This is a genomic window from Croceibacterium aestuarii (assembly GCF_030657335.1).
GTDB lineage: Bacteria > Pseudomonadota > Alphaproteobacteria > Sphingomonadales > Sphingomonadaceae > Croceibacterium_B > Croceibacterium_B aestuarii.
In genome coordinates this window covers 1,221,410-1,241,442 of sequence record NZ_CP131039.1, presented here as the reverse complement: position 1 = coordinate 1,241,442, position 20,033 = coordinate 1,221,410, and the positions used below count along the sequence as shown (strand labels likewise).

At 65.1% G+C, this 20,033-nt stretch carries 17 protein-coding genes and 1 tRNA gene; 9 read left to right on the top strand and 9 right to left on the bottom strand.

From position 1 onward, the window contains the following. Complete coding sequence (locus tag Q7I88_RS05925) at nucleotides 1-927, top strand: cation diffusion facilitator family transporter (RefSeq protein ID WP_305098119.1); 927 nt, start codon at nucleotides 1-3, stop codon at nucleotides 925-927. 8 nt (nucleotides 928-935) lie between these two features. Next, entirely contained in the window at nucleotides 936-1,436 is a 501-nt protein-coding gene (locus tag Q7I88_RS05920; RefSeq protein ID WP_305098118.1) for a GFA family protein, read from the top strand. A gap of 10 nt (nucleotides 1,437-1,446) precedes the next feature. Here the strand turns inward: Q7I88_RS05920 and Q7I88_RS05915 are convergent, their stop codons facing one another. The 4 genes from Q7I88_RS05915 to Q7I88_RS05900 form a co-directional block, all read right to left on the bottom strand. Further along, entirely contained in the window at nucleotides 1,447-1,632 is a 186-nt protein-coding gene (locus Q7I88_RS05915) for a hypothetical protein (RefSeq protein WP_305098117.1), read from the bottom strand. A 100-nt stretch (nucleotides 1,633-1,732) separates the two neighbouring features. Further along, nucleotides 1,733-2,095, bottom strand: coding sequence for a hypothetical protein (locus Q7I88_RS05910; protein ID WP_305098116.1), 363 nt, complete (start codon nucleotides 2,093-2,095; stop codon nucleotides 1,733-1,735). 4 nt (nucleotides 2,096-2,099) lie between these two features. Next, a complete protein-coding gene (clpX, locus tag Q7I88_RS05905; protein ID WP_305098115.1) occupies nucleotides 2,100-3,371 on the bottom strand; it encodes an ATP-dependent Clp protease ATP-binding subunit ClpX in 1,272 nt (423 codons plus the stop codon). 179 nt (nucleotides 3,372-3,550) lie between these two features. Continuing rightward, entirely contained in the window at nucleotides 3,551-4,243 is a 693-nt protein-coding gene (locus Q7I88_RS05900) for an ATP-dependent Clp protease proteolytic subunit (protein WP_305098114.1), read from the bottom strand. A 216-nt stretch (nucleotides 4,244-4,459) separates the two neighbouring features. Between Q7I88_RS05900 and Q7I88_RS05895 the strand changes: the two genes are divergently transcribed. The 3 genes from Q7I88_RS05895 (at nucleotide 4,460) to Q7I88_RS05885 (ending at nucleotide 10,379) form a co-directional block, all read left to right on the top strand. Next, nucleotides 4,460-6,568: a TonB-dependent receptor plug domain-containing protein gene (locus Q7I88_RS05895; protein ID WP_305098113.1), complete on the top strand. Its 2,109-nt coding sequence runs from the start codon at nucleotides 4,460-4,462 to the stop codon at nucleotides 6,566-6,568. A 40-nt stretch (nucleotides 6,569-6,608) separates the two neighbouring features. Further along, nucleotides 6,609-8,099: an amidase gene (locus tag Q7I88_RS05890; protein WP_305098112.1), complete on the top strand. Its 1,491-nt coding sequence runs from the start codon at nucleotides 6,609-6,611 to the stop codon at nucleotides 8,097-8,099. A 105-nt stretch (nucleotides 8,100-8,204) separates the two neighbouring features. Next, nucleotides 8,205-10,379 carry a TonB-dependent receptor plug domain-containing protein gene (locus tag Q7I88_RS05885; protein WP_305098111.1) on the top strand — a complete coding sequence of 725 codons (2,175 nt, stop codon included), beginning with the start codon at nucleotides 8,205-8,207 and terminating at the stop codon, nucleotides 10,377-10,379. 30 nt (nucleotides 10,380-10,409) lie between these two features. Here Q7I88_RS05885 and tig read toward each other — a convergent pair whose 3' ends face one another. Further along, nucleotides 10,410-11,981 carry a trigger factor gene (tig, locus tag Q7I88_RS05880; protein ID WP_305098110.1) on the bottom strand — a complete coding sequence of 524 codons (1,572 nt, stop codon included), beginning with the start codon at nucleotides 11,979-11,981 and terminating at the stop codon, nucleotides 10,410-10,412. Between the two features lie 44 nt (nucleotides 11,982-12,025). Beyond that, nucleotides 12,026-12,110 (bottom strand) — tRNA-Leu (locus tag Q7I88_RS05875). 157 nt (nucleotides 12,111-12,267) lie between these two features. Here Q7I88_RS05875 and Q7I88_RS05870 point away from each other — a divergent pair. Both Q7I88_RS05870 and Q7I88_RS05865 read left to right on the top strand, forming a co-directional pair. Then, nucleotides 12,268-12,492, top strand: a complete 225-nt coding sequence (locus Q7I88_RS05870; RefSeq protein WP_305098109.1) for a hypothetical protein — start codon at nucleotides 12,268-12,270, stop codon at nucleotides 12,490-12,492. A 35-nt stretch (nucleotides 12,493-12,527) separates the two neighbouring features. Further along, complete coding sequence (locus Q7I88_RS05865; RefSeq protein WP_305098108.1) at nucleotides 12,528-12,812, top strand: DUF3297 family protein; 285 nt, start codon at nucleotides 12,528-12,530, stop codon at nucleotides 12,810-12,812. A 3-nt stretch (nucleotides 12,813-12,815) separates the two neighbouring features. Here Q7I88_RS05865 and Q7I88_RS05860 read toward each other — a convergent pair whose 3' ends face one another. Further along, entirely contained in the window at nucleotides 12,816-13,523 is a 708-nt protein-coding gene (locus Q7I88_RS05860) for a CHAP domain-containing protein (RefSeq protein ID WP_305098107.1), read from the bottom strand. A 108-nt stretch (nucleotides 13,524-13,631) separates the two neighbouring features. Here Q7I88_RS05860 and der point away from each other — a divergent pair, with 108 nt between their 5' ends. After that, nucleotides 13,632-15,026 carry a ribosome biogenesis GTPase Der gene (der, locus tag Q7I88_RS05855; RefSeq protein ID WP_305098106.1) on the top strand — a complete coding sequence of 465 codons (1,395 nt, stop codon included), beginning with the start codon at nucleotides 13,632-13,634 and terminating at the stop codon, nucleotides 15,024-15,026. Nucleotides 15,027-15,520: 494 nt separating this feature from the next. Then, nucleotides 15,521-16,249: a glutathione S-transferase family protein gene (locus tag Q7I88_RS16540; protein WP_369426140.1), complete on the top strand. Its 729-nt coding sequence runs from the start codon at nucleotides 15,521-15,523 to the stop codon at nucleotides 16,247-16,249. 77 nt (nucleotides 16,250-16,326) lie between these two features. On the opposite strand, the gene Q7I88_RS05850 is transcribed toward Q7I88_RS16540, so the two are convergent. Continuing rightward, complete coding sequence (locus tag Q7I88_RS05850) at nucleotides 16,327-17,868, bottom strand: MBL fold metallo-hydrolase (RefSeq protein WP_305098105.1); 1,542 nt, start codon at nucleotides 17,866-17,868, stop codon at nucleotides 16,327-16,329. 19 nt (nucleotides 17,869-17,887) lie between these two features. Further along, entirely contained in the window at nucleotides 17,888-19,981 is a 2,094-nt protein-coding gene (locus Q7I88_RS05845) for an outer membrane protein assembly factor BamB family protein (protein ID WP_305098104.1), read from the bottom strand. Nucleotides 19,982-20,033 lie beyond the last annotated feature (52 nt).

Genomic DNA, 20,033 nt, shown 5'->3' with positions numbered 1-20,033 from the left:
ATGGGCACAGGGCATTCTCATTCGCACGGCCACGCCGGGGGCCACGACCACGCGCCGGCGAACTTCGATCGCGCTTTCGCCATTGGCGTGGTGCTCAATTCGGTCTTTGTGCTGATCGAGGCCGGGTTTGGCATGTGGTCGGGTTCGATGGCGCTCGTCGCCGACGCCGGGCACAACCTGTCCGACGTCATGAGCCTGCTCATTGCCTGGGGAGCGAGTTACATGGCGCAGCGCCCCGCCAGCCCGCGCTTCACTTACGGTTACAAGGCGAGCTCGATCCTTGCGGCACTGGCCAATGCCTCGCTGCTGCTGGTGGCGCTCGGTGCCATCCTGTTCCAGACGATCGACCGGCTGCTGCACCCCGAACCGGTCGAAGGCTGGACGATGATCGTCGTCGCCGGGATCGGCATCGTCATCAACACCGCCACGGCGCTGCTGTTCGTTCGCGGGCGCAAGGACGATATCAACATCCGCGGCGCCTTCCTGCACATGGCGGCCGACGCCCTCGTCAGCCTCGGCGTGGTCATCGCCGGCGGGCTGATCCTGACGACCGGCGCGCAGTGGATCGACCCGGCGACCAGTTTCGCGATCGTCGTGGTCATCGGCTACGGCACTTGGGGCCTGCTCCGCGATAGCGTAAAAATGGGACTTCTGGCGGTACCCGAGGGCATCGATGAAACCGACGTGCGCACCTTCCTCGAGGGCTTGCCCGGCGTTGCCGCGGTGCACGATCTACACATCTGGCCGATGAGCACGACCGAGACCGCCCTGACCGCGCATCTCGTCATGCCCGGCGGTTATCCGGGCGACGAAGTGCTCAAGCATGCCGCCGACGAACTCGAGCACCACCACGCGATCGGCCACGTCACCTTGCAGGTGGAGACCGGCGAGGACAACTGCGGGCTCGGGCACGCGGCGCACGAGTAGGATTCGCGATGACGAAAAATACCATCCGGGAAGGTGGATGCGGCTGCGGCGCGGTCCGCTATCGTATCACGTGCGATCCGATGATGGTGCACAACTGCCATTGCCGCCTGTGCCAGCGCGAAAGCGGATCGACCAGCGTGGTCAACGCCTTCATCGAAACCGACCGAATCGAGATTTTGCAAGGCGAACTGATTGACCGCCTGTTGCCTGGCGGCAGCGGCGAGTTGCACACGATCCGCCAATGCCGCGCCTGCGGCACTGCGCTGTGGAGCCATTATCCCCGCCTCGGCACCCTCAGCGCAGGCGTGCGCGCGGGTTCGCTCGACGATCCGGACTCGATCAAGCCCGACGTCGTGATCTTTACGGAAAGCAAGATGCCGTGGGTCACGCTCCCCGAAGGCATACCGGCATTCGAACGGTACTACGATTTTCGCGAAGTGCTGCCGCAGGAAAACAGGGACAGGCTGATGGCGCTGGTCGCCCGCCGGAAGGCGGGCGAAGGCAGCTAGGCCGTCAGGCCTATTGTTCGGCCTGTTCCGGCAGATTGCCGGTCGGGTCGCCTTCGACGAGATCGGCGACTTGGTCGTAGACCTGGGCGTTGTCGTTCATCTGTTCGGCGATCGGCGGGTTCTGCTCGGCGACATTGCGGAAGAAGACCCCGGCGTCGCGCAGAAGTTTGGCGGCCAGATGGGCATTGGTGGGCATAGATTATCTCCTGATTTTGCTCCCGATCAGCGGGAGAATGAGGCGGCCCGATCGGCCGCACTAGGCGTCCGCGACGCTGAATAGCGTGCGGTACGAAAAGTCAGCTGCGTCCGCTCGGCGAACCGGAGCTGCGACGCCAGCGAAGCAGCAAGCGCATGACGAACAGGTGCACCGCAAAGAGCACCGCGCCCAGTCCGCCCTGGATGGCGAGCCCTTGCCATAGTGGTCCCGGGCCGGCGGCCAGCGCCGCTCCGATCGTCACGCCGCTGGAGAGCAGGTAGCCGATCGGCATGGCCAGCAGAACCAGCCAACGATTGCCGAGACGATCGCCCCGGCCCCGCAGGTCGAAGTGAATGGCCACCGGGCCTTCGGGCGGTAGCCGCCGATTCACCTGCAGCGAAAGCGCCAGCATAGCTGACAAGACGGTAAGGGTAAAAACTACAACGATGGCCGCATCCGTCACCGAATCAGGCCGCCGCTTCCTTCTTGCCCTTGCCCTCGTTCGAAACGACGCGAACCGGTTCCTTGCGGCCGTCCACGACATCCTTGTCGACCACGACCTCGGTCACGCCCTCCATCGAGGGCAGGTCGAACATCGTATCGAGCAGGATCGCCTCGACGATCGAGCGCAGGCCGCGCGCGCCGGTCTTGCGCTTAATCGCCTTGTGGGCGATCGCGACCAGCGCGTCGTCGGTGAAGGTCAGCTCGACGTCCTCGAGCTCGAACAGCTTCTGGTATTGCTTGACCAGCGCGTTCTTCGGCTCCTTGAGAATCTCCACCAGTGCATCGACATCGAGGTCGTGCAGCGTGGCGATCACCGGCAGGCGGCCGACGAATTCGGGAATCAGCCCGAACTTGAGCAGATCTTCCGGCTCGCATTTTTCGAGCAGTTCGCCGATGCGGTGGGCATCGGGATCGGCGACGTTGGCGCCGAAACCGATCGAACGCTTCTGCAGGCGATCGGCGATGACCTTTTCGAGCCCGGCGAAGGCGCCGCCGCAGATGAACAGGATGTTGGTCGTGTCGACCTGCAGGAATTCCTGCTGCGGGTGCTTCCGGCCGCCCTGCGGCGGAACCGAGGCAGTGGTGCCTTCCATCAGCTTGAGCAGCGCCTGCTGCACGCCCTCGCCCGATACATCGCGCGTGATCGAGGGATTTTCCGCCTTGCGGGTAATCTTGTCGATCTCGTCGATGTAGACGATGCCGTGCTGCGCCTTTTCGACGTTGTAGTCGCTCGACTGCAGCAGCTTGAGGATGATGTTCTCGACGTCCTCGCCCACATAACCGGCCTCGGTCAGGGTCGTGGCGTCGGCCATGGTGAACGGCACGTCGAAGGTGCGCGCCAGCGTCTGCGCCAGCAGCGTCTTGCCCGAGCCCGTCGGGCCCACGAGCAGGATGTTCGACTTCGCCAGCTCGACGTCGCCAGACTTGCCGCTGTGCTTGAGGCGCTTGTAGTGGTTGTGCACCGCCACCGAGAGCACGCGCTTGGCGCGCTCCTGCCCGATCACATAATCGTTCAGCGTGCCGCAGATGTCCTGCGGCGTAGGAACGCCGCCGTCCTTCTTGCCGATGCCGCCGCCCTTGGCTTCCTCACGGATGATGTCGTTGCACAGTTCGACGCATTCGTCGCAGATGAACACCGTCGGCCCGGCGATGAGCTTCCTCACCTCGTGCTGGCTCTTGCCGCAGAAGCTGCAATAGAGCGTGCTCTTGCTGTCGGATCCGCTCAGTTTCGTCATTCTTCAATCCTGTTCCCGCGCCAAACGTGGCGCGGGTTTCGTCGGGACAATGTAGACCCCCGACCTTTCAAATCAATTGGCCCCATCCTTAATCCCCCCAGCTTGCGCCAGCCTGAAGGAGCAGGGTTGCCAAAACGCTACAGTTTTTCGCCAGTCGGTGACAAGCTTTCGTTTGCCGATCAGTCGGGTGCGCCTCCACCCGATCCACTGGTGTCGCCGACTTCGTCGGTCGCCGGGCGAGTCTCGAACACCTTGTCGACAATCCCAAACTTGAGCGCCTCGTCAGCCTCGAGGAAGGTGTCGCGGTCGAGCGCCTTCTCGATGTCGGTCAGCGACTGGCCGGTGTATTTGACGTAAAGCTCGTTCATTCGCTGGCGGATGCGCAGGATTTCCTTGGCCTGGATTTCGATGTCGCTGGCCATGCCGCGCGCGCCGCCGCTCGGCTGGTGGACCATGATGCGGCTGTTGGGCAGCGCGATGCGCATACCCGGCTCGCCCGCGGCAAGCAGAAAACTGCCCATCGAAGCGGCCTGGCCGACGACGACGGTCGAAACCCGCGGCTTGATGTACTGCATGGTATCATGGATCGCCATGCCGGCGGTGACCACGCCGCCCGGCGAGTTGATGTACATGGAGATGTCGCGGCTGTTCTCGCTCTCGAGGTAGAGCAGCTGAGCGACGATCAGCGAGGCCATGTTGTCTTCGACCTCGCCGGTCACGAACACGATGCGTTCGCGCAGCAGGCGGCTGAAGATGTCGAAGCTGCGCTCGCCGCGACTGGTGCTTTCGACGACGACGGGCACCAGGGCGCCGGTGACGGGATCCTGCGTAAACTTGCCTTGCGCGTTGCTGGTACCGAACAGGTCGATCATAAGTCCTCTCGAGTGGTGATGCGGCGCCTATGTCGCGCCTGGGCGCGCGATGTTCAAGGGGCTTGCCCAAACGGTTGCGCGCAGGGATGGCGGGGAGGATTTGCAGTTCGTCGGTCCGGCATGGCCGTTGGTCGGCCCAATCGCCCGACATCGGGAGAATATTGCCGCCCGTCGATGGACCGCTGCGAGCGCGGCGGCCGAATCTTAGGAGGGGCTATGAAAACAACTGTCATCGCGTGCCTCACCACATGCGCCGCGCTCGCGCTTTGCGCGGCGTCCGCTCCCGCCCTTGCGCAGGAAGACCAAGCAACCCCGGCACCGGCGGTCGACGCCAGCGGCGGCGCCAGCAAGACCGGCGCAAGCGAGGTCTACACGCCCGAGGACTTCGCCCGATTCGCCCCGCGCAGCGCGCTCGACATGCTCGAGCAGGTGCCGGGCTTCACGATCAACCAGACGGACCAGGGGCGCGGCCTTGGCCAGGCCAACCAGAATGTCCTGCTCAATGGTGAGCGGCTGGCCAGCAAGTCGGACAGCGTGGTCGACCAGCTCTCGCGTATCCCGGTCGCCCGGGTGGTGCGGATCGAGATCGTCGACGGCGCGACGTTCGGCATCCCCGGCCTGTCCGGCCAGGTCGCCAACGTCATCACCAAGGGTGGCAGCATCAGCGGCAGGTTCGAATATCGCGCGAACTTCAGGCCAAAGTACGCACGCCCGAGCTACGGCGGCGGCGAAGTGTCCGTCAGCGGGTCGAACGACAGGCTCGATTGGTCCGCCGCCATCTCCCACGGCACGGGGCGCGGCGGAGCGGGCGGCGGTCGCGGTACGCTGATCTACGATGCGGCCGGCAACGTCATCGAAACGCGCGAAAAACTCATATATACCAAGGGCGAATACCCGCAGATTAGTGGCCGTCTCAAGTGGACGCCGCCGGGTGACACGATCGTCAACTTGAGCGCCACATACGGCCTCTCCGACACCCGCTTCGTGGACAACGAATATCGCCACCCGCTCGGCTACGTGAGCTACCGCCGCAACTTCCAGAACATCGACAAAGGCTACAACTACGACATCAGCGGCGACGTCGAGTTCGGCCTCGGACCGGGCCGGCTAAAGCTGATCGGCATCGAGCGTTTCGAGCAGAGCGACGGCCCGGCGACGTCGTACTACATCTTCGACGACGGCCAGCCCACAATCGGCAGCCGCTTCTGGACCGACAGCAGGTCGGGAGAACGGATCGGCCGCGCCGAATATCGCTGGGACATGCTCGGCGGCAACTGGGAGCTCGACGGAGAGGCGGCGTTCAATCGCCTCAACCGCATCGCAACCTTCGGTCCCCTCCTGCCTAACGGCGAGTTCGACAACCAGCCGCTGCCGGCCGGCGGCGGAAACGTGACCGAAGACCGTTACGAGTCGATCCTGACGCACAATCGCACGCTGGCCGGCGGCCTGACGCTTCAGTTCGGCGTCGGCGGGGAATATTCCAAGTTGTCGCAGACCGGGATGAACGGCCTGACTCGCGAGTTCTGGCGCCCCAAGGGTTCGCTGACGCTCGCGTGGACGCCGCATAAAGGCCTCGATCTCTCGCTCAAGGCGGCGCGCACGGTGGGCCAGCTATCGTTCGGCACCTTCCTCGCCACGGTGGACCTGCAGAACAACAACAGCAACGCCGGCAATGTGCGGCTGGTCCCGCAGCAAGCCTGGGAAGGCGAGTTGGAGGTCAAGAAAAACCTCGGCAAGTGGGGCTCGGCGACGCTGCGCGGATATGGCCAGCTTATCGAAGACTACATCGACATCGTTCCCGTGCCCGGAGGCGAATCGCCGGGCAACATCGACGGTACGGCCAAGCTTCTGGGCGTGGCATTCAACGCCACCATCAACCTCGACCCGCTCGGGTGGAAAGGTGCCAAGCTTACCACCTCGACGACGTACGAGCACACCTCGCTGCCCGACCCGCTGACCGGCGAGCACCGCCCGTTCAGCGGCCAGACCTATCTCAACCACGATTCGACGCTGCGCTGGGACGTGCCGAAGAGCAACTGGGCGCTGGGTGCGGGCTTCCAGTCGCAGCTCAACGAACACTACGTTCGGCTCTACGAGACCGGAGTGAACTACGAGGGCCCGATCTACACCTATGCCTTCATCGAGAACAAGGATGTCTTCGGACTGACCGCCAGCCTCAATGTCTTCAACCTCACGGCCGGCGAATCGATCAACAAGCGATACGTCTACTCGGGCCTGCGCGACCGCTCGCCGCTTCTCTTCGTCGAAGACGTGCGAAACGACATTTCGACGATTTACCGCATCACCATCAAGGGTAACTTCTAGCCCCTTCCGCCCCGCCCTCCGGGGTGGCAGGGTGCGGGACATGAAGATCGCACTTCCAGCGTCGCTCGCGGCGCTCGCCCTCGCCACCTCCGCCCATGCGGACGCGGGCGCTGCCGCCAGGACGTATCTCGAGCGGATCGCTGCCCTCGACGACGATGGGCCATCGCTGAACGCCGTCATCGTATCTCTCGATCCCGAGACCGCCGCAGCTGAAGCGCAGGCAGCAGAGAGGGCCGGCCTGCCGCTCGGCGGTCGCACCGTGCTGGTCAAAGACAACGTCGAGACCCGCGAATGGCCCACGACCGCAGGAAGTCTGGCGCTCGCCGGCAACCGGACGGGGCGCGATGCGCCGCTGATCGCCCGGCTGCGCCGGGCCGGCGGGGTGGTGCTGGGCAAGACGAACTTGTCGGAGTGGGCCAACATCCGCTCATCGAACTCGACCAGCGGGTGGAGCGCGGTTGGCGGGCTGACCAGGAACCCGCACGCGATCGACCGCAATACCTGCGGCTCGTCCTCGGGAAGCGGAGCTGCGGTTGCCGCCGGGTTTGCCTGGGCCGCAATCGGCACCGAGACCGACGGCTCGATCACGTGCCCGGCGAGCGTCAACGGCATCGTCGGCTTCAAGCCGACCGTTGGGCTGGTCAGCCGCACTCACATCGTGCCGATAAGCGCCAGCCAGGACACCGCCGGTCCAATGGCGCGGAGCGTCGAAGACGCCGCCTTGCTGTTGAGCGCGATCGCCGGGAGCGATACGGCCGACCTGGCGACTGCCGACGCCGACAAGCACCTGACCGACTTCACCGCCGGGCTCGCGACCGCTTCGCTCGCGGGCAAGCGTGTGGGAGTGTTGCGCAGCGCGGTCGGTAACGACCGAAAGGTCGCCGCGTTGTTCGATGCCGCGCTGGCCGACATGCGGCGCGCCGGGGCAGAGATCGTCGAACTCGATTACGATCCGCCCGAGGAAATGGGCGCTGCAGAATTGACCGTCCTGCTATACGAACTGCGCCGCGACCTGGCGGCATATCTCGGCGGTTCGCCGGCCGAGATTCCGATCCGCACGCTGGCCGATGCCATCGCCTTCGATGACGCACACGTCGAGCAGGAGATGCGCTGGTTCGGGCAGGGCTTGTTCGAACAGGCCGAAAAGACCACCGACGCGGAGGCCTATCGCAAAGCCCGGGCCGACAGCCTGCGGCTGGCGGGTGCCGAGGGAATCGACAAGCTGCTGGCCGAGAACCGGCTCGCGGTGCTGGTCGCCCCCACGGTGGGCCCCGCTTGGACCACGGACCTCGTCAACGGCGACCATTACAACGGCTCGATCGGCGCAGGCAGCCTGGCGGCGATCGCCGGCTATCCGCACCTGACGGTTCCGATGGGCGCGGTCGAAGGTTTGCCGGTCGGCATCAGCTTCATCGGCGCGAAGTGGCGCGATGCGGACATGCTCCAAATCGGTGCGGCTTACGAGCGCGCCCGCAGCGCCAAGCTGGCCGTGCCATCGTTTGGACGCTGGCAACCGCCTGCTACACAATAATACACGGGTGCGGGTTGGCACAGTATCGCTGGGAAGCTAATCGAAAACGTCCGGCAGATCGGGCAAAGTCAACGAGCGGGGCACAGGATGCGGGGGACGATCGGCATGGCGCCGTTGAGCGCCCTCGTCATTGCGCTAGGCGCACACCCCGCCGCCGCGCAGGACGCCGCCACGACCGAGGAACAGGTTTCTGCGACTGGCGAAGCCTTGGCGCAGGCCGGCGCAGACACATCAAACGAGCAAACGCCGTCCACCGGGCACTCGGAGCTCGGCGCCACAGCCGCTGCCGACGCCACCATCGGCGAGCGGCAGGTCTACACCCCCGCAGACTTCGCCCGCTACGCCCCGCGCAACGCTCTCGAGATGCTCAAGAACGTGCCGGGTTTCAGTATCGAAGGTGGGGGCGGTGGTTTCGGAGGCGGGAACCAGCAGCGCGGCCTCGGCCAAGCCTCGGGCAACGTGCTCGTCAACGGCGAACGGCTGACCAGCAAGTCGACCAACGTCGACGATCAACTGGCCCGCATTGCGGCGGACGACGTGATCCGTATCGAGATCGTCGACGGTTCGAACCTCAACATCCCTGGCCTGTCCGGACGGGTTGCCAATGTGATCGCCAAGTCCAGCGGGATGTCCGGCCGCTTCGAATGGCGTCCGCAAGCTTCGACCGGGCCGGCGCCGATACGCCTGACTCAGGGCGACGTCTCGGTTTCCGGGACGACCGGCAAGGCGGCCTGGACGCTCTCGTTGCGCAACGATTCGTTCTACGGCGGTTCGGGCGGGCCCAACTTCATCACCGATCGTTTCGGCGTGATCGACGCGCGCTACAGCGAGAACTCCTCCAAGTTCGACACGCCCAAGCTCGGCGCGACGGTGCGCTTCGACCTCGGCCAGGCCACCGCCAACCTGAATCTCAGCTATGGCCGGCGCTGGTCCGATTCGCGCGAGGACGAGCACCGCCCCGACCCCGGCGCGACACCGCTCCTCGAGGCGCTGCGAACGAAGAATACGGGCCGCGACCACGAGATCAGCGGAGACATAGAATTCCCGTTCGGCCCCGGCCGACTGAAGCTCATCGCGCTCGACAGCTCGGATCATGCCAATTTCCGAACGCAGTCGATCCTCTCGATCGCCGATGGCCGGCCCGATCTCGGCACTCGCTACACGAGCGTGACCGACGAGGGTGAACGGATCGGCAGGGCGGAATACAGCTGGGCCATGCTCGGCGGCGACTGGCAGTTCTCGGGCGAGGCGGCCTTCAACCGGCTCGACACTTCGGCTTCGCTCTATCTGTTGGACACCTCCGGTTCGTTCGTCGAAATTCCCTTCCCTGCCGGAACCGGCGGGGTGCGGGAGGATCGCTATGAATCAATCCTCACTTACGGACGCCCGCTGACTGGCAACCTTTCGCTACAGCTGTCGCTCGGCGGCGAACATTCCACGATTTCGCAGACCGGCAGCAACGCCCTGTCGCGCTCCTTCCTGCGTCCCAAGGGCACGCTCAACTTTGCATGGAAGCCGAACCAGGCGTTCGACCTGTCGTTCGAGGTCGCCCGCCGGGTCGGCCAGCTCAACTTCTCCGATTTCCTCGCTGCGGTGAACCTGTCGAATGACAACACCGACGCCGGCAACAACCAGCTGCGTCCGCCGCAAAGCTGGGAATTCCGTCTGGACATGACGCAGAATTTCGGCGCCTGGGGATCGGCCACGATCCACCTGTTCCACGACCGCATCGAAGATTATCTGACAGTGGTTCCCGTGCCCGGCGGCGGCGAATCGACCGGCAACGTGCCCAGCGCGAGCCGCAGCGGCTATTCGATCGACGGGACCTGGCGCATGGATCCGATCGGTTTCACTGGCGCCAAGCTGGACTTGCGCATGCAGATCGAGGATTCGAATCTTGCCGATCCGTTGACCGGCATCGCGCGCTCGTTCGACCGGGCGCGCCGCAAACAGATCGAGCTCGATTTCCGCCACGACGTTCCGCGCACCGATTTGGCTTGGGGCGCAGAATTCCGGCGGACGATCTTCGCCCCTTACTTCCGCATCAGCGAGTTCGGCTACGATTTCAACAATCCGACTTTCGGGGCCCTATTCATCGAACACAAGGATCTGCTCGGCCTGAAGGTCAGGGCGCGGATCGCCAACCTGTTTCGCGGCAAGTCCATCCTCGACCGCTGGGTCTACGCCGGACCGCGCGACAGCGCGCAGCTGCTGTTTCACGAAGACCGCCGCCGCGGCATCGGATACGTGTTCAACCTGTTCGTGTCGGGTAGCTTCTGAAGGGGCGGCGCGCGGCCGCCCCTCAGGACATCACTTCTTGGCCGAAGCTTTCTTCGCGGCCGGCTTCTTGGCTGCGGGCTTCTTTTCGCTGGCCGGCTTGGCCTCTGCCTTGGCAGCGGGCTTTTTCGCCGGAGCCTTCTTGGCCGCAGGCTTGGCGGCAGTCGCTTCCGCCTTCGGTTCGGCTTTCTTGGCCGGAGCCTTCTTCGCCGCGGGCTTCTTGGCAGCCGGCTTCTTCTTCTCCGCCGACTTGCCAGGGGTAATCTCGTCGGTCGCTTCTTCGGCCTCGATCGCCGCCTCGAGCTCCTCGCGAGTCACTTCGCGCTCGGTCACTTCGGCCTTGTCGAACAGGAAGTCGACGACCTTGTCTTCGTAAAGCGGGGCGCGCAGCTGGGCTTGGGCCATCGGCTCGTTGCGGACGTATTCGACGAACTTCTCCCGGTCCTCGGGGCGGTACTGCTGGGCCGCCTGCTGAACCAGCATCTGCATCTCCTGGTTGGAGACCTCGACACCGTTGGCCTGGCCGATCTCGGACAGCAGCAGGCCGAGGCGCACGCGGCGCTCGGCAATCCGCTTGTAGTCGTCCTTCTCGCTCTCGATCTCCTTGAGCGCGGCGGCCGGGTCCTCTTCCTTGGCGGCTTCGGCCTGAAGCTGCTCCCAGATCTGGTCGAACTCGGCTTCCACCATCGCCGGTGGAACGGCGAAATCATGGTCGGCGGCGAGCCTGTCGAGCAGCTGGCGCTTCATTTGCGTGCGGGTCAGGCCGGCGGTTTCCTGCTCGAGCTGGCCCTTGAGGAGACCCTTGAGCTGGTCGAGGCTCTCGAGACCGAGAGACTTGGCGAAGTCCTCGTCGACCTTGGTTTCGCCGGGAACCTTGAGTTCCTTGACGGTGATGTCGAATTCGGCCTGCTTCCCGGCGAGATGCTCGGCCGGATAGTCCTCGGGGAAGGTCACGGTGATGGTCTTCTCATCGCCCGCTTTCACGCCGGTCAGCTGCTCTTCGAAGCCGGGAATGAACTGGCCCGAGCCGAGCACCAGCGGGGCGCCTTCGGCCTTACCGCCTTCGAACTCTGTGCCGTCGACGCGGCCGACAAAGTCGATGATCAACTGGTCGCCGTCGGAGGCCTTCTTCGTCTTGGGCGCGTCCTTGTAGCTCTTCTGGTTCTCGGCCAGCTTGGCGAGCGCCTCGTCGACTTCGGCATCGGCCACCGGCACGACCAGCTTCTCGAGCTTGAGGTCGTCAATGGCCGGCACCTCGATCTCGGGCAGCACTTCGAGCTCGACGGTCAGCTCGGCGTCCTTGCCCTGTTCGTAACCGTCGCCCAGATCGACCTTGGGCTGCAGCGCCGGGCGCAGCTTGTTCGAGCGCATCAACTCGTCGATCGATTCGCGCACCGCGGTGTTGAAGGCGTCGGAATGGAGCGCCTCTCCGTGCATCTTTCTGATGAGATTGGCGGGCACCTTGCCGGGCCGGAAACCGGGCATGCGCACCTGCGGGGCAACTTTCTTCACCTCGGCATCGATCCGCGCCTCGATATCCTTGGCGGGAATGGTCACGCTGTAAGCGCGCTTGAGGCCTTCGTTGGTGGTCTCGACGATCTGCATTCTTAGCCTTCCAAAACTTCCATTGCTCAAGGGACGCCAGGAACTGGTGCGGGCGAAGGGACTCGAACCCCCACATCTTTCGATACTGGAACCTAAATCCAGCGCGTCTACCAATTCCGCCACGCCCGCGGCCCGACGTGCCCGTGCAGGCTGGGCCTGCGCACAGACGAGCGCCGTTACTCGCCCGGGGCGAAAAGGGCAAGCGGCACGGCAGGTGGAGTGTTGCGAAGGAACGTTGCGGAGCGCCGGTTCGTTTCAATTACCGATTCCAGCGAGGCAACCGACGATGCAAAACGACATTCCACCGACCATCGAAAACGCCGGCGACAACGATTACCCGGGCAAGGCTCCGCCCGAGGTCCAGCCCGGCGAAGGCGGGGATACCGACAATCCCGGCCGCCAGGCGCCCGAACAACAACCGGGCCAGGGCGATAACGACCAGCCAGGCGAAACCCCCGCCGAAGTCCCCGCGCAGCCGGTCATGCCGAGCGAGGCCCCGCCGCCTGACTGATTGCATTTTGCCGCGCGGCGGTTAGGGGCGTGGCCATGAGCGACGAGACCACACCCGACTTTCCGCCAGACCACCTCTCGGTCCACCCCGACAGCGACTTCTTCGACGCGGAGAAGCTGCAGCGAGGGATCGGCATTCGCTTCAAGGGTGCGGTGCGCACGAATGTCGACGAATACTGCATCTCCGAAGGGTGGGTGAAGGTCCAGGCCGGCAAGACGGTCGACCGCAAGGGCCGCCCGCTGTTGGTCAAGCTGACCGGGCCGGTCGAGGCCTGGTACGAGGATCTCGGCGACGACGCCCCGGTTGCGAAGAAGGACTGAGACCTAGCCTCCGAGCTGCGCGAGCAGATCGACGGGCCGGGCCCGCGCTGTCGCTCGCCGCGCGCTTTCCGGGGGCGCGGTCCGCTTGCGGTCGTCCGTTTGCGCAAACTCGGCGAACGCCGCAAGGAAATCGCGCGGAGGGGCAAGCGACTTGGGCTTGGGTGCAGTGGCAAGCTGGACTGGTTCGGCCAACTCCGGCGCAGCCGTGCCGGGATAGATGAAGCCTGCGACCGGCCAGGCGGTGGTGCCGAGATCGCCGATCGCGGCGTTCCACACTCGTACCGCGCTCCAGTCGCCCGCGGCCGAGACATCGACCGCGCGGACGTCGTTCTCGACCTGTCCGCCCCGCCCATCCAGCGGCGACCAGTTGGCATGGCGCAGCAGCACGGTGCGCGAATCGACGACCTTGCTGACCGCGGCCACGTGGCCCAGGCGCATGTTGCCATGCCGCTCGAAGGCCATGACCGCGCCTGCCCTGGGAGTATGGCCGCGCCGGTAACGCCCGGCCGCCTGATCCCACCAGGTATAGGCGTCGCCGAAAATCTGGATGCCGCTGACCGCGCGCGCATAAGGCACGCATTCGAGATAGGGCGGGAGCTCGCGGGTATGGGGGCTTGCCGGTTCCGACAGCGCCGGCGCGGCAATCATGCCGAGAGCGGCGGCAATGGCCATTTTCGATGCGACCTGCATGCGGTCCGGGCTATCCGACATTTGGTTAGTTTCGTCTGAGCCGACATGGTCAACGAAGGGTAAAGACCGGGTCACACGGCGCACCATGCTACTTGCCAAGGGGAGTGCAAACGGCCACTTGCGCCGCCTATGGCCGCGCGCAAGCTCCCCCAGGTCGTCATCATCGGACGCCCCAACGTCGGCAAATCGACGCTGTTCAACCGGCTCGTCGGCAAGCGCGTGGCGCTGGTCGACGACCAGCCGGGGGTGACCCGCGACCGCCGTTTCGGGGACGCCGAACTGCTCGGCCTGAAGTTTCAGCTGGTCGACACCGCCGGCTGGGAAGACGACGAGCCCGAGAGCCTGCCCGGGCGGATGCGCGCGCAGACCGAGGTCTCGCTCAAGGGCGCCGACGTGGCGCTGTTCGTGATCGATTCGCGCGCCGACCTGACCCCGCTCGACCGCGAGATCGCCCGCTGGCTGCGGCAGCAGGACGTGCCCGTAGTGCTGGTCGCCAACAAGGCGGAGGGCAGCTCGGGCGACGCCGGCATCATGGAGGCCTATGCGCTCGGCTTCGGCGAGCCGGTGGCGGTCAGCGCCGAGCACGGCGAGGGCGTCGCCGACCTGTTCCAGGCGCTGCGGCCGCTGCTCGAGAAGGACGAAGACGGGTGGGCCGAGCCTGACGAACCCAAAGGCGATGACGAGCCCGACGCCAACGCCCCGCTCAGCCTCGCCATCGTCGGGCGCCCCAATGCCGGCAAGTCGACGCTGATCAACCGTCTGCTCGGGGAGGACCGGCTGCTGACCGGCCCCGAAGCCGGGATCACTCGGGATTCGATCTCGGTCGACTGGGAGTGGACCCATCCGAAGTCGGGCGAAGTGCGTCCGATGAAGCTCGTCGATACCGCCGGGATGCGCAAGAAGGCCAAGGTCCAGGACAAACTCGAGCGCCTGTCGGTCGCCGACGCGCGTCACGCGATCGACTACGCCGAAGTGGTGGTCCTGCTGCTCGACGCCACGCGCGGGCTCGAGGTGCAGGACTTGAAGATCGCCAACCTCGTGCTCGAGGAAGGCCGCGCGCTGATCGTCGCGATCAACAAGTGGGACGTGGCCGAGAACCCCAGCGGCCTGTTCAACGGCATCCGCGCTGCGCTCGACGAAGGGCTCGCCCAGCTCAAGGGCGTGACCGTGGTCGCGGTCAGCGCGCTGACCGGCAAGGGACTCGACCAGATGCTCTCCGCCGCCTTCGAGGTGCGCGAGGCGTGGAGCCGCCGCGTGCCGACCGCCGCGCTCAACCGCTGGTTCGACCACGCGCTCGAAACCAATCCGCCCCCCGCCCCCGGCGGCCGGCGAATCAAGCTGCGCTACATCACCCAGTCGAACACCCGCCCGCCGCGCTTCGTGATCTTCGGCACCCGGCTCGACGATCTGCCGTCGAGCTACGAACGCTACCTGCTCAACTCTATCCGCAGCGACCTCGGCTTCGGTGCGGTTCCGGTGCGGCTAACGCTGAAGAGCCCGAAGAACCCGTTCGACAAGGGCTGAGCACGCGGATTGCGGCGCGAAGGTTACAGACATGGACCGCGTGTTACACGGTCCAGGGGCGAAAATTTCCGGCCCGTGAAGGTCAGATGTGGTTGGCAGACCTGACACTGTCCTGAGCCAGAACTCGCGCGGCCAAAGTTCACGCAAAGATCGGTCGAGGAAACGCTGCGTAGCTTGTGACGATGCGAGCCGCGTGACGCTGGCTGAGCCAGGAAATCGGGCGCTTGTCGCGGGCATGATCCGGTCTCCGTCGGAAGAAGCGAATCGAGACCTTTATGCAGCGCACAGCGTGTAGGAAAATGATTTGGGAGGATGTCTGCGGGAATGGTCGGTAACGAGCCAATTTCGGGACGTTCGAAAAGCTTGTTAGGCACACCGAAACCGGTCATCCGGCAACGGTTGCGTCTCCTCCTAAAAGCGACTGCGTGTAATAGCCTTTTCCTTCCGTGAGTCCCGGCGATATGATTTAGGCAACGAAAGTTGGCGATCCAGGCATGGCGATACGACCGAAACCGCGTCTCCTCACATTGCCACCGTCTCACTTTTGCGAGAGAGCGCGTTGGGCGCTCACTCACAGCGGGCTAGATTTTGACGAAGAGCGCCTCGCGCCGGGGTTGCACATACTGCGAGTAAAGCAATTCTCTTTGGAAGCGACGTCGCTTCCTGTTCTCGTTCATCTCGATGGATTGATTCTTCAAGGAAGCGATCGCATTCTGGATTGGACGGGCCTAGCCGGCGGTGACGAGGCGATAGAGAGAAGGTTCGAGGAAACTATAGGACCTTTGATCCGTCGCTATCTATACTCGGGTCTGCTGTCCGATCCCCATTCTGGCATTCGTGACATCCTGATGCGGGTTACCAGTCGATTTCAGGGCATGATCGGTCGCGTCACTTGGCCCCTGCTGCGCCGAGCAATGATATCGGGAATGAGCGCCCGCCCCGAGCTACTGCCATCGCTAGCGGGTGAGCTAGAGACGCAGCTCGACTGGTTCGATGAGCTACTCGCTGGGAATGGTGATTACCTAGTAGGTGAGGAATTTGGTCGTGCCGACCTGACGGCAGCGAGCTTGTTCGCACCCATGGCAATGCTCACGGTCGAGCCTATACTTAGCATCTCCGATGGTATTGCGTGGCCGCGATCACTCTCCCTCCAACTCGAAGAGTGGTCCAATCGACCATCGATCAGATGGGTGCATCGCATCTACGAACGCTGGCGTGCCTAAACCGACTGAAAGTTGCTTGTTCCAATAAGACCTGCCAGCCCGCTCCCCACCCATTTCGGTCACAGTCCTCCCAGCCCTCACCGCGCCTCCAGCGGCACCGGGCCCGTCGTGTCGTACTGCACCGGGCAGCCGAAGGCGTAGCGCCCGCCGGCCTGGGTGGTGCGGCACCATTCCTTGGCCGCGTCGATCTGCTTCTGATCGTTGGCCAGCGTCTGGGCGATGGTCAGCGGGCCCGAGCCGTGGACCGAGACGTCGGTCAGCGGGTCGATGCCGTAATGCTTGATGTTGGCCGCCAGCGCGCCGCCCCAGAAGTGCAGCTGCCAAGCCTCGTCGCCGAAATCGCCTTCCATCATGATCCGCTCCTTGGGCAGGTAGGCGAACACCCCGTCGGGCATGTGGCTGTGTTCGAGCGTGTGGTAGATCTCGAGCCGCCGCACCGGGTCCTCCAGCACCAGCTTCTCGTCGACCGGGGTGAACGCGAGATCGTGCGGATTGCGGGCGAGCGCGTCGGGGTAATAGACCGCGGGGCGGGTGACCATTTCGCGGATGATCCCCTCGTTGCCGCGCTTCGAGATGACCTCGAGGCCCCGGGAAACCGCAGCGCGGATGCCGCCGGTGTGGTCGAAGTGATGATGCGTGACGATCACCGCCTCGACCTTCTTTCCCGGCACCAGCTTGTTCGCGGCGTCGATCCGCGCGAGCGTTTGCGCCTCGCCGCCGTAGGCCTCGAACATAACCAGCCGCCTGGCGAACTCGATCACCGGACCGCCCGCGGTGCCGGTGCGCACGTCCCACACGCCGTCGGCGAGCCTGGTCACCTTGGCGGTGACCGGAGCGGCGGCCGGGGCCGGGGCTGGGGCCGGGAACACGGGCAACTGCGCCTCGTCGAGGTTCAGCCGGTAGGAATCGACCTGAAACATCAGGCTGGTCTGGTTGCGCCAGTCCATCTGGTTCATCAGCCCCATCGGCAGCTGCACGCCGCCGAACGGCAGGTAGCCGGTGAACCAGGCGGTGGTGGTCACCTCGCCGAGGTTGGGGTGGCCTGAAATCCAGCGGGTGAACTTGGGCAGGTGCGTGCGCGGATCGATGCCGATCCATGCCGGGCTGCGCGATCCGGGAATGGTGAACTCGACCACGATCGCGCCCTCGTCGGTCGTGACGCTCCCGAGCTTGGTCGCAGGATCGAGCGCCGCGAGCAGCGCCGGGAGCGGGTGGTCGAGAAGCTCGCTGCCGGTCTGCAGGCTGGCGTTTCGCTTGAAGTCGAGCCCGAAGAACCCGGCGAAGGGGAACTGCATGCTGCGCCGTTCCTGGTTGAGCGCGCGGTGGTTCGCGAGATCGAAGGTGCGCTGCGCGTCGGTCACCGAGATCCATTTGGGCGGGGCGTGCTCGTCGCCGGTGATGAACCCGCCGCCGTCGTAATAGACCCGCTGGCCGAACCCGGTCATGACGACGTTGTCGAGGCCGCGCAGCCTGTCGAGCCCGCCCATCGCCTCGGCCGCCTGTTCGAGCGCCGCGCGCGCCGGGGCGGTGTCCTGTGCTGCGGCAGGGCCTGCGCCCAGCACTGTGCAAGCTGCCGCGAGCAGGCCGAGAACGGCCCGGATCATCGATGCCTTCATCATGCTTTCCCCCCTGCCCTCGTCAATCGGCCGCGTTCACCTTGAGGATGTGGGCGGCAATCGCCCGGTATTCCGCATCGCTCAGCGTGCCCGCCGCGCCCGGCGGCATCGCCGTTTTGAGATAGGCGTGGAGCTGGTCGGCGGACTTGCCCTTCCAGTTGGCCATGAACGCCGCGCCCCTCACCGGGGGAATGCCCGCGCCGCCCTGGTAATCGCCGCCGTGACAGCCGGAGCAATGCTCGGTGTAGAGCGCCTGCCCGTCTACAGCCGCCGCCCCCGCGCCCGGCGCGGAATCGGCCTTGGGCGGCGTCACCTCGATCGGGGCGGCGCGGGCGTCGACCGGCTCGCGGTCGGGGCCTTTGCGTCCAATCCCGGCGTCGGGCAGCGCGAAGACGAACAGCGTGCCCTGCGTGCCCTTGAGAATCTCGGGGGTGAAGCTGTCGCCGAGCCAGAACCCGGTCGAGACGGCGACGTACTGGTGACCGCCGGTGCTGAAGGTGATCGGGTAGCCGGTCACCGCCGAACCGAGGTTCATTTCCCACAGCACCTTGCCGGTTTGCTGGTCCATGGCCCGGAAGCGCCCGGCGCTGTCGCCGCCGAACAGCAGCCCGCCGCCGGTGGTCAGCAGCGACTGCATCCCGGCGCGGATCGAGTAGGTCCAGTTGGTCTTGCCGGTCACCGCGTCGATCGCGTGGATCACGCCGAGCTTCTTGTCGGCCTCGGGCGGGATGAAGATCTTCGACGAGATCGAGTACCCCAGGTTGTTCCAGTCCGGCTCGACCGCGCTGACCGTTTCGCAAAGGTTCTGCTCGGGGAAATACATCGTCTTGGTCAGGGGGCTGTAGGCCGGCGCCTGGTAGTTCGCTCCGCCGGTCGAGGACGGGCAAACGTAGCGCTCCTGCCCGACCCGTTCGAACTCGGTTTCGGGATTGACCGTGACCTTGCCGGTCCTGCCGTCGATCGACTGGACCACGTTCTGCTGCACCGTCGGCCGGGCCCACAGAAATTCTCCGGTCGTCCGGTCGAGCGTGTAGACCACCCCCGTCTTGCCCGGAACGCCGGTGACGACCTTGTAGGTCTTGCCCTTGACGATCTTCGGGTTGATCCACGTCACTTCCTTCGGATCGGGCGCGACGGTCTCGTCGAGCAGGATGCGCGGGAAGGGGTGGTCGAGGTCCCAGTGATCGACGATGTGCTGGTAATGCCAGACGATCTTGCCCGTCTTCACGTCGAGCGCCAGCGTCGAGTTGTGGTAGAGGTAGGTATGGTCGTTGCCGGCGAGCAGGAACTTGGGCGTCGGCGCGCTGACCGAGGTGCCCATGTAGAGCAGGTGCAGCTCGGGATCGTAGCTGGCGTTCATCCACGCGCCGACCTGCGTGCGCTTTTCGAGCGGGGTGCCGCCCCAGGTCTTGTCGTTGGGATCGTCGCCGCGGGCGATCGTGCTGGTGCGCCAGACTTCCTTGCCGGTCCTGGCATCGTGGGCGGTGATGACGCAGGCGTCGGGGCCGCCTTCCGGCTCGCACGAGCGGCCGGTGATGGCCAGGCCTTCGGCGATGATCGGTCCGGAGCTTTGCTTGGCGCCCTTGCGATAGTCGAGGATCTTGGTGTCCCACGCCAGCTTTCCGGTCAGAGCATTGACCGCATAGATGTGGTCGTCCGATCCGCGGGCGATGATCAGGTCGCCGTAGATCGCCAGGTTGCGGTTGGTATCGGGGAAGGTCAGGTACTGGCCCATGTCCTTGGGCAGCGAGCGCTTGTGGGTCCACAGCACGTCGCCCGAAGCAGCGTCGAGCGCGGTGATCATATCGCTCGGCCCGGGGAAGAACATGCGTCCATCGTGGACCAGCGGCGTGCCCTCCTGGTGCCCGGCCTCGAGCGGACGCACCCAGACGAGGCGGAGCTGATCGACGTTGCCCTTGTTTATCTCGTCGAGCGGCGAATAGCCCCAACTGTCGAGCGTGCGGCGCCAGCTCAGCCAATCCGCCGGGTCGGGATTCTGGATCATCGCGTCGGTCACGGGGACGAAGTCCTCGTTGGAGGACTGTGCCTGCGCCAACCCGGTCGCCATCAGAGCCGCAGCCGCCAAGCCGCGCGCGGCCCATCCCCTCATCGCCATTGCTCTCTCCCCAACTGGCCTTCCGGGCGAGGTTAGCAGGGATTCGGCAATC